This is a genomic window from Bacillus sp. CH_70 (assembly GCF_038007045.1).
Classification (GTDB): domain Bacteria; phylum Bacillota; class Bacilli; order Bacillales; family Bacillaceae_G; genus Bacillus_A; species Bacillus_A cereus.
The window spans coordinates 2,643,552-2,659,384 of sequence record NZ_JBBOWL010000001.1; the positions used below are offsets into that span (position 1 = coordinate 2,643,552).

A 15,833-nucleotide genomic window follows, 5' to 3' on the forward strand; every position below is an offset into this window, starting at 1 on the left:
CCCTTTTATATGATTCTACTTATATTGGTCTAATAACGGCTCGAACTGGACTTCCATCTGCATCAGTTAATGCAAGTGGTAATGCAATAAGTTCATAATCACCGTCTGCTACATGATCTAGTACGACATTTTCTAAAATATGAATTCCATGTTTAAATAATTGATGATGCGCTGCTAATTCTTTATCATCTAGCGGATCAACTGATGGTACATCTACTCCGATTAAACGAATACCTTTCTCTGAAAGAAACGACGCTATGTCTGCACGTAAATGAGGGATCACCTCTGGAAATTCTTCAGCTTTTCCATGTGAAGATGTACGTAATAATAATCGTTCTACACCTTCTAAATGAAAGCTTTCTAATTCCTTTTTCCCGATGCTTTCAAGATTAGAAACGTCAATAATCCGTGCTGGGCCAACATAAACTTGAACATCTAAATCTAATACTTTCTTTCCATCATTATCAAAATGAAATGGTGCATCAATATGAGTGCCTGTATGAATACTCATCGTTAACTTTCCGACATTTACTGAGCCACTTTCTTCTTTTGACCATGAAACTTCATACGAGAACGGTGTGTCTCCTGGCCACGTTGCAATATTATTATTTAGCGGTTGTGAAATATCAATCCACTCTGATGTTTTCATATTTATGCCACAACCTCTCGCTTATTTTCAAACTGCTTATACTCTTCATTTTTCATAATTTTCTTTAATATTTGTACAGATTTCCACACTTCTTCGTATGTGTTATATAAAGCGACCGGCGCAAGTCTCACCCCATTTGGCGCCCTAAAATCTGGAATTACTCCATTTGCTTTTAGTGCTTTACATATACGTGCTGCTTCTGCATGCTCTAAATAAATGTGCCCACCTCGTTTTTCATCCTCTAATGGATTTCCAATTGTAAATTCGAAATCTTTTAATTCATGTCCAATTAAATTCAGCATGTATCTCGTAATATGTAAAGATTTCTCACGTAAACGTTCAATACCAGCATCTTTGAAAATTTCAAGTGAACCAATTAATGGTGCTGTACTTAATACGTGCGGTGTACCAATTTGATAAGCACCTGCATGATCAGCAGCTGTTAATGTATGCTCCATATCAAACTGTTTATCTTTTCTAGAACTAAACCATCCAGACAATCCTGGCAGTCTATTAAAATGTTTACTATTTACATAAAGGCCTGCAACACTACCTGGTCCTGCATTTAAATATTTATAATTGCACCAAACAGCAAAATCGACATCCCAATCTTTGAAATGATGCGGAATAGATCCTATTGAATGGCATAAATCAAATCCAATGTGAATGCCGCGTTTATGAGCTTCCGTTGTTAAACGTTTCATATCAAGAATTTGACCACTTCTATATAAAACAGAAGGTAATAAAATTAAAGCGATATCATCTTCCATCGTATGGATAATATCTTCTTCAGAAAGTGTTCTACCATCTCGGCTTTTCACTCTTACTAAATGCTCCTCTGGATCTAATCCTTTTAAACGAATTTGACTTTGAAGTGCATAAATATCTGATGGGAAAGTTAATTCATCCGCAAGTATTTTTGTACGTATTCCTTTTGGTTCGTAAAACGTCGCAATAACTTGGTGTATATTTGTAGTTGTAGAACCGGTTACAATAGTTTCTTCCGGTAAAGCACCAATAAGAGGGGCTGTAAGTTTACCTAATTTCTCTGAAAGGAAAAACCACGGGTGCTCACCTTCTGTCCAGCCGTCAATGCCATACTCTTTCCACGAATCTAGCAACGTAAGTAATGATTTCTCTGCTCTTTTTGAAAGTAGCCCTAATGAGTTTCCATCTAAATATATAGTACCTTCTTTTTTATAGAATTCAGTTTGAAAATCTTTCAGTTCATCATGTTTATCACATTCAAGCGCATACTCATAAGTTGGTTGAAATGGTTCTTTATACATGGTGTCACCTTCTCTTAATTTTCTTTTTATTCTAACTAATTGAAATATATCACCTTAATTGATACAACGTCAATGATATTATGTCAGTTGACTTTATATATGAACTTCTTTTACAATACAGTTATATTTTCAGATATTTCAGTATGAAGAGGTGATTCTTTGAAAAACTCTACTCTTTCATCAAGAAAACACCGCTCCTTAGAAACGAAGAAGAAACTATTACACTCTGGTTACACTATTTTTATAAATAATGGATTTCAAAAAACGACAATTACACAAATTATTAAACATGCAGAAACTGGTTATGGAACAGCATATGTATACTTCAAAAACAAAGATGATCTCCTAATTAGTTTAATGGAAGATGTTATGAATCAATTTTATAATATTGCTGAGCGCTCTTTTTCTCCACAAACAAAAGAGGAAGCACGTATAATGATCCAAAATCAAGTTAGAGCATTCCTGCAATTAGCAGATGAAGAACGCGCTATTTTGCAAGTTGTAGAGGAAGCGATAGGATTATCAAGAGAAATACGGCAAAAATGGGATGAGATTCGGGAACGTTTTATAACAAGTATTAAACAAGATATTACTTACTCTCAAGAAAGTGGATTAGCACAACCTAATTTAAATAAAGAGATTGTAGCACGCGGTTGGTTCGCGATGAATGAATCGTTTCTTTGGACTATTACGCAAAATGATAAAAAGATTAACTTAGAGGAAATTGTGTATACGTTAACGGAGATGTATACGACCGGGTTATATAAATAACACACCTTCAATAAGTAAGGTGTGTTATTTTACATCTATAAAAATATATTATCTGGGTATGGTAGCGCTAAAGTAGGCTTTTCAGAAAATGAGAAATATTGTAGTTTTAAAGATTCACCATCTATCGATTTCAGTTTTCCACTAGTAATTTCACATTCAAACACAACAACAATATATTCTACTTGATCGCCATTCGGATATATATGACGGAACCTTTCCCCTCCAAATACCCCTTTTTGTTTTTTCACTTGCACTTTCAAACCCGTTTCTTCCCACACTTCACGAACTACCGCTTCTTCTGGAGTTTCTCCAGGCTCAATTGCTCCAGCTGGCAAACTCCAGTATTCCCCGCCAGGATATTGAAACAAAATATCTCCCTGCCCATTCTTTATAACAGCAGCTACACTCGGTATTAGAATTAGTTCATGGCCTAATTGCTCACGGATTTTTTTATAATATAGCGACATCGACATATAATTCTCTCCCACTCCAATAATAAACAACTGTATTTTCTGACACCTATTGTATAATAATACCAATAGCAATTTCTATATAGAAAGGATAAGAAAATTACTCCCCTTTATATCTGCTACACTAGATAATTTATACAGTTCTAAACCTCGCGTTTTCCATTCTTGTGAATCTTGTTTAATTATCTTTTTAAAATATTTTAGTAGTGGCCATAAAGCATACTCCTTATGATCTACATAACTAACAACATCCCATTTTAACTTTTCATTAATTTCACTCATAAGTTCGGGTATTACTACTTCACCATATTTTTTAAAACATTCATGAGTTTCTTCGTAATTTTAAAATAAAGTTTGATTAAAAATATCGTGTTAACCCGTATTCTATGGTAAATAAAAAGAATCCATTTTGAAAAAGATTGATCAAAATGGATTCTTATCCAGCAGGTTTATGTTTTGGTTTTATAAAAAAGCTTGATCATTTTCTATCAATGAAAACAATTAATTGACTATTTTTATTATGAAAAGGTCGGAGCAGGAAATTCATCAATTTTGATACGAAGTAAACTATAAGGTTTCTGTCGTAAGTCTTTTCCATAATGAAATCTAGGCTGTCGATGTAATTGGTTCACAATGACATACAAATATTGATCCGGACCAATTGAAAAAGTATCCGGCCACAAAATTCTCGGATCATGTGCAATAGTTTCCATTATGCCATTTGGCAATATCTTACGGATACTGTTGTTTTCATAATCTCCAGCATAAACAGTTCCCTTTGCATCAGTGATCATTCCATCAGACGCACCTTTTTCTCCCCAATACTCCACATGATAAGGTAAATTCATGTCCGATATCGTTCTGTCTCTCAGGGCTTCTGTTGAGATCGAGAACAAATGCCGACTGGTTAGTGGAGCAAAAAATAATATCTTTCCATCAGGAGAAATCGCAAGACTATCAGACGCCAATCTAAATGGAGAAGTTGAACCGTCTTTGTTTCGATTCATTAAAATTTGACCTTCTACTTTCGGTAAAAAATAGGGATCGGGTGAAGTTGAATTTGCTCCATTTAACCGTCTAAACGCGTTTCCATTTGATAAATCTACGACGATAATAGCTCCTGGTCCTCTTGAAGAAGAATCCGTTATATAGGCATAACCTGCTTTTCCAACACGAAAATCAAAACGGACATCATTCAGATAAGTTGTAGGCAGGACAACATCTTCTGTAAAGGTATATACTTTTCTTATTGTATTGGTTTCTAAATCAACAGCGACTAATTTTGCCCCCCCTTTAATAGGTTCAGAAAAATTGGGTGCCGCTGTATCTAATATCCAAAGCGTTCCCCTTCCATCAGCAACTACACTTTGGACACTGATGAAAGTCATTGGGATATTCTCGGGGTTAACCAAATTGGTTTGTAAATTAGGATAAGGCTGCAATTTATCCTCAAAAATTTCCGCCACCGTAAATTTAACATCGTCTCCCCATTTCGGAAAGCAAATGAAAATACGACCGGTTTCTGAAACAGTAACACCTGTAGGCATAGCCCCATAAAATGCATAAACTAGTTCTAAATTACCGAAATATTTTTCACTAGGTAACATAGGTTTCATAATATCCTCCTCAAGCATTCAAACGGGATATCTCCTATATATGATTTATATTTTTTCTAGTGCATGTTTCTTAATAAGTTTTTCTATACGAAAAGATGATTGAATTGATTGTTTTCGAAATTTAATAAGTCTATCAGAAGAAAGGAAACATTTTAATTTAAAGGTCTCCAGATGAAGTAGAATTCAATTAGCAGGTAGCGAAGTTCAATATTCCCGAATCAACGTTAAGCTGGTATAAAAAATGGGGAAATTTCCCCATTTAAATTTGTGAAAAAATGTACTTAAGCTAAACTGCCCGTTAGTTTAAGTGTAACACTTCACAAACAATCTTTTGAGTATTCTTATTATTCCTGTTTCCTCAACAATCTGGCCCTTTAATTGAACAATACAACTGAAATTTAAGGGGCAAAAAAAACCTTATATTAATACAGGGTTTTATCAATCTTTTTTATAAATTATCAAACTTTATTTTAAATCAATACCACACTTTATTCCATGTTCCATGAGTGACTAACGGGTGCTTTGAACAAGAAAATAAAGGTGAGTACATATTATACATGACTAATATGCGCTCACCTTTATTTTTTAAAGATTTTTAGCTTTTAGGTCTTGATAATAATTTTTAGTGGTTTTATTAACAATTTATATTTAGTAAATGTGCTTTTCATGAATTTGATATAAGTCAAAAGAATTTCCTGTCCAATATAACTACGTATGTTAGCCCACTTCTTCTTTATCCAGTCTACTGACAATTCCAACTATAAATTTATATTCAACCCTCCTCTTCTTATCTTTCTTAAACCCCTCTTTCGTATCAAAAATAAAACAAGTTTTCCGAAACCAAATACGTATGTATAAAGACTCAAAATAAATAGGTTTTATAATTCCTCGTTCTTCAAATTCAGTTCCATCTTTATTTTCAGTTTCCGTTCGAACAAACCACTTATTCCCGATTCCAATTTCAATGTACTTCACACACTAACCCCCATTAGGAAATTTCCCTTCTAACAATTCTATTATTTCCCCGGTAAGCGCACATTCCGACAGAACATGAGCCCACAAAGAAAAAGTAGATTACAAAAATCTACTTTATAACTTATATTTTTGCATTCGTTTATAAAATGTACTACGGGGTACATCTAATAGTTTTGCAGCTAATGAAACATTTCCGTTTGTCTTTTGTAATGCTTCAATCATGCTATCACGCTGTATTTTTTCGCGAAAATTCAATGTATGTTCGGTTTTATTTTCAACTTGTAACTCAAGTTGTTGTTGATTTCCCATCATTGTTTGTATCAAAAGAGCGACTTGTTTTTCGCATATTTCCCGTCCTTGCGACAAAATGTAAATGCGTTCTAATGCATTTACTAGTTCTCGAATATTTCCGGGCCATGTATGTTGTAAAAATTGATTGCAAATACTCTTCGGAAATACAACATTCCAATTCTTCCGTTCGCAAAAGTGTTGTATAAAATATGGGATATCCTCTTTTCTTTCTATTAACGATGGAACATATAACGGATAAACGTGCAAACGATAATATAAATCTTGACGGAATTTCCCTTCTTCTACTAACCGTAGTAAATCTTTATGTGTGGCAGTAATAATACGAATATTTACTGGTACCTCTTTTGAACTTCCTATTGGAGTTATTGTACGTTCTTGTAAAACACGCAATAATGCTACTTGCATCTCTGGTGGTACTTCACCAATTTCATCTAAAAATAATGTTCCTCCATTCGCTTGTTCAAATTTCCCTTTATATCCTTGACGTCGCGCACCTGTAAATGCCCCTTCAGCATAACCGAACAATTCACTTTCCATTAATTCTTTAGGCAAAGAACCGCAGTTAACAGCTATAAAGGGCCCGTCTTTTCTTGGACTATTTTCATGAATCGCTCTCGCGACATATTCCTTTCCCACTCCTGTCTCACCACATACATACACACTAGCCTCAGTCGGTGAAACAAGCTTAATTTCTTCTAGTGTGTGTTGAAATGCTTTGCTTGTCCCAGTAACTCCTGGAAAAGTAATTCCTTTTATAAATGTGAGAGCAGAATATGTATTCATTTGTTTGTTTTCCTTTAAATACATACATTTCCCAATCATTCTTTCATTACTATATACTGGTATCTCTAATTTAGTTTCTAATCCATGGTGCATTAACTCTTCAAGTTTCATTCTTGACCAATTATTTATTCGTTCACGAACGCTCTTACTCGCAGAAACGATAACATCACGATGATTACAAATAACTACTTGTTCATCACTATCAATGACATCTAAAAAACGATGAATTAAGTGTAATTCATTTTGATGAACTCTTATGCTACATTCACGTTCTATCGCATGTGCAATTGAAGTTACCATACCGAGCATATATGGATGCGAAAATTCAATTGGACAGGAGAAATCTAGAACACCAATTAATTTCCCGTCATCATTATGAATGGGAGCAGCCGCACAACTCCAGCTATGAGATGCCACGGAGTAATGTTCAGTACCACTTATCATAATAGCTTCTTCAATTTCTAGCGCTGTTCCTATTGCGTTTGTCCCCACAGCTGCTTCCGTCCATTTTACACCTTCAATAAAATTAATATATTTCGCTCGCTTTAACGTTTGTTTATTTCCACTTAACGATAGAACATAACCATCTGGATCGATTAATAATGCCATCATTTGTAGTTCATCAATGGTTTTTCTCATATTTTGTATTTGAGGGATTGCGATATCTAGGAAGATTTCACTCTTTTTCTTTTGATCTTGAAAAAAATTAGAAGACAAAATTTTCTGACCTTTATTCATGTGAGGATTCACATTTGCTTGTTTACATCGATGCCATGACTCTGAAATTCTTTCGTTTATACGGTTCGAATCAAGGACTCCTTCATTAATAAACTTTTTCCATGTATGTAAGTAAAACGGTGAAGCTAACATTGTATCATCTCCCTATTCATTGTTTTGGAGATCTGTAAAAACATACTTTTATTATAAAACTGAATAAAAGCGTTTTCAATAAAACTAGAAAGACGACACAGATATGTTAATAATTTGAATATCTTAATGCACTTCTTTATTCTTTTTTAGTAGCACTATATTTTGTATAATGGAAGCAAAGAAAATACATAACCAAAACCACTTTTGTGGATTACCGTTTATAAAGAAAACAATCACGGCTATTGCAAATAAAATAGTGGATGCTAAACTAAAATATAATTTTGTTTTCATTCCTATTATCCCTCACCCCTCTATTACTTTACAGTACATACTAACTCTTCATTTTTCATCTCTACTATGTACTCCTGTAAAACATATTCTTTCCCGCCATGGTTTTCATACCATTCATGTATTCTTCTAATATGCCTCTCGTCACTTCTAATTTTCGATTCTATTTCTTTATACTGTTCATAACTATCATATTCCCATATAGCAAATACTTCAGACGTACCATTCTTATTATCTTTCATCCAGCGTCCTATTAGCTTAGAACCATGCTTTAATTGATTAGGTAAGTTCGTGTTATTGAAATGATCATTAAATACTTCTATGAATTCATTTTTCACTACATAGTACTTCCTTCTGTAAAACATACTTCTTCACCTCTTTTATGAAAAGTATCAGTAAACCTTCCCATCACTACCGTATTATAATACTTTCCGTCCGATAGTCTTTTGTCATTTTTCAAAACGCCTTCTACTTCAAAACCTAATTTTTTATAAAGATGAATAGCTTTCTCGTTTGTCTCTAATACTTGTAAAGATATTTTATTTACTGCATTTTCGTCAGCCCATTTAATAGATTGTTGTAATAGGCTCTTACCCATTTTATATCCCCAAAACTCTTTTAAAATGCAAACGCCAAACTCCACTTTATGAGATAATCTCTTAAAATTTGATCCTTCACACCTTGAAAATCCAACGATTCGATTGTGCACTTCTGCAACTAAAAAGAGATTCTTCGTCTCTTCACTATCTGTTTTTATTATTTTTTGAAATCCTAGATTATCTATAAATCCCTCTCCAGCATCTCTATCCATATTTTCAGTTTCTCCATCAATCTGAACTCTAATTTTCGATAACTGGTCAGCATCTTTCTCAGCTGCAGAACGAATTGTATAAGTTAATCCATTTATATGAAACTCTTGCTCTTTTACAATCATGTCAAACTCCTTTCAAATGAATATAATGGCGCTATTACAACTTGTTTACCTTGTTTCTCAAATTCCTGAACAGTTTCTTTACTAGCCTCTTCGTCAGTTATAATAAGGTCAATTTCTTTTAGAGACTCTCCTCTTATAAAACAATCTATTCCAAGTTTATTATGCGGGGCTAAACAAATATTTTTTCTAGCAATTTCACTTACTCTTTTACTAAAATAAGCAACTTCAGGTGTTGCAGTACTAATACCTTGTAATGAAATGCCTCCACCTGTAGAGAAATAAAGATCAATAGAAAATCTACTTATCAATTCAGAAGCAAGTGTATCAGTAATATTCCCTGAAGGTTTTACTTTTCCGCCAATTAAATACGTATCAATATTCTTATATTCTCGTAGATAACCAGCTATTTCTATAGAATTCGTAATAACCGTAAATGATATTTCCGGTAAATATTTCAGCATCGCATTATGAACGGAAGCCCCACCAATAAAAATCGAATCACCTTCTTGTATATAAGATGCTGCAACTCTTGCGATTGTGTCCTCATATATTGAACTATCACTATAACGTTTAGTTGGTTCCGCAGCTAAGTTTCTCACTCGCGTAAGTTCAATTGCACCTCCGTGCGTTCTTTTTAATAAACCTTCCTTCTCCATAATAGACAAATCTCTTCTTATAGAATCAATAGACATATCAAATCTTTCCGCAAGTTCCTTTGCGATTACTCTTCCATCTGTATTAAGTAGTTCTAAGATTCTCTCTCGACGTTCTTCAGTAAACATGTTATCACCACCGTTATTGAAGATTCAGAAATTTAAACTTTATGTTAATTATATGCACGTTTCTTCCGTTTCACAATATTTTCAATCCTTTTCCTTCCGTTTTTATGCAGGTTTCCCCCCTTTTTCCATTTTATTAACTCAAATACCGAATAAATGTACATTTGCATATTTTACTAAAAGGCTTCTACTTATTTCCTTATTGTTGTAAAATTAATCCTATGTTTTACTTTTTAATACAGAAAGGAATTACTATGAACTCTTTAATTAAAGTAACTTGTACAGCATTATTATTTACAGGAATATTAACAGGATGTAATAGCAATACTACATCAAAACAAGAAAAGAGCGCTCTCGAAAAGAATGCAATGCACTATGGAGAAATAGTTAAAAATGAATACTATAGAGCGACAGTTGAGAATGCAAAGTTTGAAAAAATAGACAAAGAGCGGCGCCTTACTACTCGTGTTATGATTAATAATGTTCGAGACGATGGACAAACTATTGATCTTTCGGAAATAAAATATTTCATACAAGATGAAAAAACTGGTGAGAAATATGAAGGTGAAGCTCATCCGATAGATGACGAGCACTATAAAAATGTTCCACACGAATTCTCTTTAACTACTGACGTTATATTTGAACTGAAAACTTCACCAAAAGATTTAAATAATATGTATTTATACATAGATAGCAAAGCTGCGCCGTTAACAAATACATATTGGAAGCTTGATAATTTAGTATCTAAATAGAAAGACCAGTCTTATACGACTGGTCTTTTTACATTCATACATTTAACACTTATATTAATTTTCTAATAACAACTTGAATAACATCAGCTAAACCAGTGTGCCCTTTCCCTTCAACTCGCTCTTGTTCTCCATTAAAGAAATGAATTATCTTATGTTCTTCACACCAAGTAAGGATATCAATTGGATCATACAGCATATCAACATCTTTTGGTCCACCAGTACAATTGTTTATTTGTTTTTTTGAGTAAACTTCAAACATAATTAATCCACCAGGTTTTATCGTTTGTATCATTTTATCTAATATCATTTTTTTATAATCATCATGAAAATGTCCAAATACCATAATTGCCGCATCATATTCATTTTCTGGCAAACTATCAGCTAATAAATCTACTTTTTTTGTATGCACGTTTACGTTATGCTTCTCTGCCAATTTTTTTGTCTTTTCTAATCCATCTTCCGAATAATCAATAGCTGTTACTTCGTTCCCTTGTCTTGCTAGAAATACAGCATTTCTACCTTCTCCCTCCGCAAATGCTATTACTTTATTGTGATTTGCTAAACGAAATGCTTGTTCTTTAATAAATGTATTAGGTTCTTCCCCGTAAAAATATTCATCTGATTTATATCGATCATTCCAAAAATTATTCATCATCTTCTCTCCTTCTTCATATCATTTTCTAACTACAATCAAAGATATTAAAGAGCCTTTTTATCCTTAATTAATTTAAAAATAAAAGCAGATTAAAAATCCACTTTTATTTTTTTCGCAAGATCTACGATTTTTTGATTTCTTAACTCTTCTTCCATTTTCTCTTCTGCTGCGAGCATTGCCTCATTAATTAAACATCCAGGTTTGTCATGTAAACAACAGTCAAACAATGATGTTTTGCCTTCAATTGCATGTATAATATCTAAAAATGAAATATCTTCCCAATTCTTACTAAGCGAGTAACCGCCCTTTGGACCAGATGATGAGTGTATCATCCCTTCCTTCGTCAACTTAGTTAGTATTTTAGACAAGTACGTTGGTGAAACATTTTGCATTTCTGCTAATTGGTGAACACTAACTAACTTATTTGGTGTGGCCTTTGCCAGAAAAAGCATTGTATGAAGAGCATAATTTGTAGCTTTAGAATATTTCATAGTACAGCTCCTATTGTAGACTTCATGTATCTACAATAACTTTATTTTTTTATTATGTCAAACGTTTGTAATACTCCATACAACATTATTTCTTCACAAGTAATACATCTGCTGCGCAAATCGTCACTTCTCTAAACGGAGAGTCAAATAAAACGCCAAGTTCAAAACCATCTTCAGTAAGAGCTATTTCATGATATAACCACCAAGCATTTTCAAAGTTTTCCGGCATAGAACACTGTGTTACTCCTATAAAGGTTACTTCAAGTTTATCAAATTCACTAAAAGTACCACTGCAATCTAATACGATAGACAAAGTATCTTCTGATTCTCTCTTTATTACTTTAATTACACTATCGTGTAGTGATGTCTTGTGTAACTGAGCGACATTTGACGGAAGTTTTTTCTCAATGGAATTAAAATATTCTACGTATGATTGATCTAATTGTGCCATTCTTTTTTCATAATCTGTTGTCCACTCTTGCATAAGTTTTTTCAGTTCACCTGATGGGTATTCTGAATTAATTGTTATGTTTTGTATAATTGAGTATATCGATTCAGGAAGGAATTTTAATAAATCTATTTTCCTTTCCTCTATTTCTTCCTTTAAACTTTGTATATCCATTTCCGACCATTCTTTTATAGACTCTATAAAACTTATAAATTCTAAAACTTGCATTTTTTTATACCATTCTCTTGTAAAATATTTCAATGACACCTCTCCTAAAATATCTTTACATCCAGTAAAAGCAATACATCCACTTATTATATCATTCCAATAACCATTTTTTCTAAAGAAATAATGTAAAAATGTAAATATTCCGCCTATTATTTCTAAAACTTCAGAATATTTACAAAAGTATAAAATTAGAATACATTTTAGCTGTACAAGATTCACCTGTACAAAAATTCAAACAAAAAGGGATGGTTATATGTTGAAGAAATTAGTAGCAGGGACATTAGTAGCAGGTTTTGCATTAACTGGAGGACTAGGTGCAGTAAGTGCTGAGGAAAAAAGTAACACAATTAAGTCATTTGATTATTTAAAAGTGGATGAACAAAATGTTAATTCATTTGCAAAATTAAGTGATCAGGATAAGAAAGATATCCAAATTACTATGGTATTACCAGAGCAAAATGAAAATGGAGATTGGCTAGCTTATGGTTTTACTAGCCGTGAAACATTGGATGCGTATATTGCAAAGGATAAAAAAGCAATTAAAAATAATATTAATCCTTTAGGTAGCGGTGCTGGTAGTACTGATTTTTACGAACATAAAGATAAAGGTGGTCAATATATTTACTGGAGCAGCGGCTTTAAAAACTTACCATCTAGCTGGAATGACAGAATTTCTTCTGTAAGTACAGCGTCACCTTCTGCAAGTTATTCAACGACACTTTGGGAGCATACTTCTACACAAGGATTAGGAAAAGGTGTTATATTTAAACACGCTGATTGGTATGGTAAAACTGCTAATTTAGCTCCTGATTGGAACGATATTACTTCAGCGATTGAAATTAAAAAATAATAGGATATTCTATTAATAAAAAATCAAACCACTATTCTCTTATTTGTTTAGAGAATAGTGGTTTATTATATTTCCATTTAAGCATGTACAGCATGTCCTACCGCTTGCATTAACGCTTCATGAATTGCTTCTGATAAAGTAGGGTGTGCTGCAATATAATCTCTCATTATATCAGCGGTAACTTCTGTATGAATCATTATGGTTCCTTGACCAATAAGTTCAGTTGCATGAGGACCGATAATAGAAATCCCTACAATTTCTTGGTATTTAGGTTCTACAATGACTTTTACTTTACCTACTTGTTCTCCTAAAATAAGAGCTTTTCCGTTCGCTGTAAAAGGAAATTCTCCGATGAGAATATCACCATATTGTTCTCTTGCACCTTTTTCACTTAACCCGACACTAGCTATTTCTGGAGCTGTGTATATACAACGGGGCACAGCGTGATAATTTACTTTCACGTCTTCTCCGCTTGCGTGTAATGCTGCTGTCGTTCCTTCATGGAAGGCAACATGAGCAAGCTGAATTCCACCGATCACATCACCAGCTGCGTAAATATGCGATACGTTCGTTTGCATATGTTCATTCACAGCAATCCCTTTATTTGAAAACTGAACCCCTGCCTTTTCTAATCCTAATTGTTGCACTCGTGGTTTTCTTCCTACAGAAACAAGAACAAATTCTGGAGTTACTTCATGAGTAATTCCCTCGTATTCAAATGAAGCTTGCTTCTTATAGTTATTTAAACCTTTTAAAAATGCTCCCGTAAAAATTTTCACCCCATCTTTTTCTAATTTCTCTCTTAAAGTATTCGCGATATCTTCATCTTCACCAGGTATTAATTGCGGTGCCATTTCAACTATCGATACTTTTGTGCCAAGTCTACTATAAATGCTTGCAAACTCGCATCCTATTACACCACCACCAACGATTAACAATGAAGATGGTACACTCTCAAGAGACATAGCATGGCTACTATTTAAAATCCATTTTCCATCAAACGGAGCGAATGGTAATTCTGTAGGTTCGGAACCAGCTGCGATAATAAAGCTCTCTCCATCAACTACTTCTTCTTTATTTCCTTGTACAACTCGCATACGATGATCCGTTTCGAATTTCGCTTTTCCTTTTACAACTTTAATTTTATTTTTCTTCATTAAATATTGTATTCCTTGGACGAGTTGCATTACGATTTGTGATTTCCTCGCCTGTATTTGATCCCAATCAATTGATATACTTCCTGTATTAAGCGTAACCCCATAATCATTCGCTTTTCTCACAATGTCATGTACTTCAGCACTTTCTAACAGTGATTTCGTCGGCATACACCCAACATTTAAACATGTTCCGCCAAGGTCAGCTTCATCAATAAGAGTGACATCTTTGCCATTTTGAGCCGCGGTAATTGCTGCTACATAGCCAGCAGGTCCGCCCCCAATAACAACTAATTTACTCATTCTCTCACCTTCTCTTTATAAAAGAATTGTTATAGGTTCTTCTAAATAATGTTTAATTGTGCGTAAAAATGCAGCTGCTGGTGCACCGTCTAATACACGATGATCGAATGTTAAACTTAAAGGTAACATACTTCCTTTTCTTAATTTTTTCCCTTTAAATACAGGAACATGTTCAATTGCACCTACACCTAAAATACCAGTTTCAGGTGTATTTAATACCGGTGTGAAATATTCAATACCAAAGCTACCTAAATTACTAATTGTAAATGTCGTTCCGTGCATATCATCACTACTTAAGCTACCTGCTCGTGCCTTTTGTGCCACATTCTTAATCTCTTTAGACAACTCTACTAAAGATAAATTATTTGCAAAGCGAATAGCTGGAACGACTAACCCTTTTTCTAATGCGACTGCCATGCCTAAATGCACATGTTCAAATTGATGGATTGCATCATCTATATAAGCGCTGTTCATTTCTTTATGCTCTCCAAGTGCTAATACAACAGCATGCGAGACGAAATCCGTAATAGTTAATTTATTATCATATCTTTTTTGTACAACTTCCGCTATTTCTTTATGTAAAGCAACTAAATCTGTTACATCTACTTTCATCGTTAACGTTAATTGTGCGCTATTTTGTAAGCTTGCGTGCATACGATTTGCGATTGCTTTACGCATACCAGTAACAGGAATCGCTTTACTTTCTTCTCGTTCAGATATTTCCGGAACGTTTACTCTTACCTCAAGTACTTTTAATACATCTGCCTTTGTAATCCTTCCGCCAGGACCTGTACCAACTAATGCCTTGATATCCAGATTTTCAGACTTTGCAATTTTCTTGGCTACAGGTGAAATTTTAATTCTTTGCTTCGATACTTCTTTCCCATTTGCTTCTTGATTTTGTACATTTTGTACTTCTATATTAGATGTTTTTTCTTCTACAACATGTGTGCTTTCCTGCATTTCTACCTTTTCATTCGGTTTACCGATGTAGCAAATTACAGTACCAGGCGGCACTCCTTCATCTTCACTTACAGCTATATCAAGTACCGTACCATCAGCTGGCGCTTCAATTTCCGTTTCAATTTTTTCTGAATTAATACTAGCAATTAGTTCTCCTTTTGCTACATTATCGCCTGCTTTAATATTCCAGCTCGTAATAATACCTTCTTTCATCGCCATACCTAACTTCGGCATTACAACTTCTACAGCCATG

The 15,833-nt window shown here is 33.8% G+C and carries 17 protein-coding genes; 3 read left to right on the forward strand and 14 right to left on the reverse strand.

What is annotated here, in order from left to right; all coding sequences use genetic code 11:
- Window positions 1-19 precede the first annotated feature (19 nt).
- Both kynB and kynU read right to left on the reverse strand, forming a co-directional pair.
- Window positions 20-649 carry an arylformamidase gene (gene kynB / locus N2V79_RS13375; protein WP_000858074.1) on the reverse strand — a complete coding sequence of 210 codons (630 nt, stop codon included), beginning with the start codon at window positions 647-649 and terminating at the stop codon, window positions 20-22.
- Between the two features lie 2 nt (window positions 650-651).
- The gene (gene kynU / locus N2V79_RS13380; RefSeq protein ID WP_065212643.1) at window positions 652-1,938 is read right to left on the reverse strand and encodes a kynureninase; all 1,287 of its coding nucleotides are present in this window, start codon (window positions 1,936-1,938) and stop codon (window positions 652-654) included.
- A 159-nt stretch (window positions 1,939-2,097) separates the two neighbouring features.
- On the opposite strand from kynU, the gene N2V79_RS13385 reads away from it, so the two are divergent.
- Complete coding sequence (locus N2V79_RS13385; protein ID WP_000798537.1) at window positions 2,098-2,709, forward strand: TetR/AcrR family transcriptional regulator; 612 nt, start codon at window positions 2,098-2,100, stop codon at window positions 2,707-2,709.
- A 35-nt stretch (window positions 2,710-2,744) separates the two neighbouring features.
- Here N2V79_RS13385 and N2V79_RS13390 read toward each other — a convergent pair whose 3' ends face one another.
- The 7 genes from N2V79_RS13390 to N2V79_RS13420 form a co-directional block, all read right to left on the reverse strand.
- Entirely contained in the window at window positions 2,745-3,182 is a 438-nt protein-coding gene (locus N2V79_RS13390; RefSeq protein WP_000062938.1) for an NUDIX hydrolase, read from the reverse strand.
- Window positions 3,183-3,697: 515 nt separating this feature from the next.
- A complete protein-coding gene (locus N2V79_RS13395; RefSeq protein WP_069355723.1) occupies window positions 3,698-4,795 on the reverse strand; it encodes an L-dopachrome tautomerase-related protein in 1,098 nt (365 codons plus the stop codon).
- A gap of 717 nt (window positions 4,796-5,512) precedes the next feature.
- A complete protein-coding gene (locus N2V79_RS13400) occupies window positions 5,513-5,770 on the reverse strand; it encodes a DUF3977 family protein (RefSeq protein ID WP_340719960.1) in 258 nt (85 codons plus the stop codon).
- Between the two features lie 114 nt (window positions 5,771-5,884).
- Window positions 5,885-7,735: a sigma-54-dependent Fis family transcriptional regulator gene (locus N2V79_RS13405; RefSeq protein ID WP_242806291.1), complete on the reverse strand. Its 1,851-nt coding sequence runs from the start codon at window positions 7,733-7,735 to the stop codon at window positions 5,885-5,887.
- Between the two features lie 314 nt (window positions 7,736-8,049).
- On the reverse strand, window positions 8,050-8,388 hold the full coding sequence (locus N2V79_RS13410) for an NIPSNAP family protein (RefSeq protein ID WP_000499988.1): 339 nt from the start codon (window positions 8,386-8,388) through the stop codon (window positions 8,050-8,052).
- On the reverse strand, window positions 8,361-8,957 hold the full coding sequence (locus tag N2V79_RS13415; protein ID WP_000635672.1) for a GNAT family N-acetyltransferase: 597 nt from the start codon (window positions 8,955-8,957) through the stop codon (window positions 8,361-8,363). Before N2V79_RS13415 ends, N2V79_RS13410 begins: the two co-directional genes overlap by 28 nt.
- Window positions 8,954-9,739, reverse strand: coding sequence for a DeoR/GlpR family DNA-binding transcription regulator (locus tag N2V79_RS13420; protein ID WP_340719961.1), 786 nt, complete (start codon window positions 9,737-9,739; stop codon window positions 8,954-8,956). The genes N2V79_RS13415 and N2V79_RS13420 overlap by 4 nt, the downstream gene beginning before the upstream one ends.
- A 251-nt stretch (window positions 9,740-9,990) precedes the next feature.
- On the opposite strand from N2V79_RS13420, the gene N2V79_RS13425 reads away from it, so the two are divergent.
- On the forward strand, window positions 9,991-10,488 hold the full coding sequence (locus tag N2V79_RS13425) for a hypothetical protein (RefSeq protein WP_075718739.1): 498 nt from the start codon (window positions 9,991-9,993) through the stop codon (window positions 10,486-10,488).
- A gap of 49 nt (window positions 10,489-10,537) precedes the next feature.
- On the opposite strand, the gene N2V79_RS13430 is transcribed toward N2V79_RS13425, so the two are convergent.
- The 3 genes from N2V79_RS13430 to N2V79_RS13440 form a co-directional block, all read right to left on the reverse strand.
- Window positions 10,538-11,143, reverse strand: coding sequence for a class I SAM-dependent methyltransferase (locus N2V79_RS13430; protein ID WP_069355728.1), 606 nt, complete (start codon window positions 11,141-11,143; stop codon window positions 10,538-10,540).
- Window positions 11,144-11,232: 89 nt separating this feature from the next.
- Window positions 11,233-11,634 (reverse strand): Rrf2 family transcriptional regulator, encoded by a 402-nt coding sequence (locus N2V79_RS13435; RefSeq protein ID WP_000877649.1) that lies wholly within the window; start codon window positions 11,632-11,634, stop codon window positions 11,233-11,235.
- An 85-nt stretch (window positions 11,635-11,719) separates the two neighbouring features.
- Window positions 11,720-12,343: a DUF4085 domain-containing protein gene (locus N2V79_RS13440; protein WP_063547502.1), complete on the reverse strand. Its 624-nt coding sequence runs from the start codon at window positions 12,341-12,343 to the stop codon at window positions 11,720-11,722.
- Window positions 12,344-12,563: 220 nt separating this feature from the next.
- Here N2V79_RS13440 and N2V79_RS13445 point away from each other — a divergent pair, with 220 nt between their 5' ends.
- Window positions 12,564-13,160, forward strand: a complete 597-nt coding sequence (locus N2V79_RS13445; protein ID WP_098139586.1) for a hypothetical protein — start codon at window positions 12,564-12,566, stop codon at window positions 13,158-13,160.
- A gap of 77 nt (window positions 13,161-13,237) precedes the next feature.
- Here N2V79_RS13445 and lpdA read toward each other — a convergent pair whose 3' ends face one another.
- Together lpdA and N2V79_RS13455 are read right to left on the reverse strand one after the other, a co-directional pair.
- On the reverse strand, window positions 13,238-14,617 hold the full coding sequence (lpdA, locus tag N2V79_RS13450; RefSeq protein ID WP_242806287.1) for a dihydrolipoyl dehydrogenase: 1,380 nt from the start codon (window positions 14,615-14,617) through the stop codon (window positions 13,238-13,240).
- Window positions 14,618-14,632: 15 nt separating this feature from the next.
- Complete coding sequence (locus N2V79_RS13455) at window positions 14,633-15,832, reverse strand: dihydrolipoamide acetyltransferase family protein (protein WP_000257775.1); 1,200 nt, start codon at window positions 15,830-15,832, stop codon at window positions 14,633-14,635.
- Window position 15,833: the final 1 nt, after the last annotated feature.

Coding starts and splice junctions, on each gene's coding strand:
- N2V79_RS13390 (WP_000062938.1), bottom strand. CDS start 3,182: ATGTCGATGTCGCTATATTATAAAAAAATCCGTGAGCAATTAGGCCAT.
- N2V79_RS13455 (WP_000257775.1), bottom strand. CDS start 15,832: ATGGCTGTAGAAGTTGTAATGCCGAAGTTAGGTATGGCGATGAAAGAA.
- N2V79_RS13410 (WP_000499988.1), bottom strand. CDS start 8,388: ATGTTTTACAGAAGGAAGTACTATGTAGTGAAAAATGAATTCATAGAA.
- N2V79_RS13445 (WP_098139586.1), top strand. CDS start 12,564: ATGTTGAAGAAATTAGTAGCAGGGACATTAGTAGCAGGTTTTGCATTA.
- N2V79_RS13415 (WP_000635672.1), bottom strand. CDS start 8,957: ATGATTGTAAAAGAGCAAGAGTTTCATATAAATGGATTAACTTATACA.
- N2V79_RS13395 (WP_069355723.1), bottom strand. CDS start 4,795: ATGAAACCTATGTTACCTAGTGAAAAATATTTCGGTAATTTAGAACTA.
- lpdA (WP_242806287.1), bottom strand. CDS start 14,617: ATGAGTAAATTAGTTGTTATTGGGGGCGGACCTGCTGGCTATGTAGCA.
- kynB (WP_000858074.1), bottom strand. CDS start 649: ATGAAAACATCAGAGTGGATTGATATTTCACAACCGCTAAATAATAAT.
- N2V79_RS13425 (WP_075718739.1), top strand. CDS start 9,991: ATGAACTCTTTAATTAAAGTAACTTGTACAGCATTATTATTTACAGGA.
- N2V79_RS13435 (WP_000877649.1), bottom strand. CDS start 11,634: ATGAAATATTCTAAAGCTACAAATTATGCTCTTCATACAATGCTTTTT.
- kynU (WP_065212643.1), bottom strand. CDS start 1,938: ATGTATAAAGAACCATTTCAACCAACTTATGAGTATGCGCTTGAATGT.
- N2V79_RS13405 (WP_242806291.1), bottom strand. CDS start 7,735: ATGTTAGCTTCACCGTTTTACTTACATACATGGAAAAAGTTTATTAAT.
- N2V79_RS13420 (WP_340719961.1), bottom strand. CDS start 9,739: ATGTTTACTGAAGAACGTCGAGAGAGAATCTTAGAACTACTTAATACA.
- N2V79_RS13430 (WP_069355728.1), bottom strand. CDS start 11,143: ATGATGAATAATTTTTGGAATGATCGATATAAATCAGATGAATATTTT.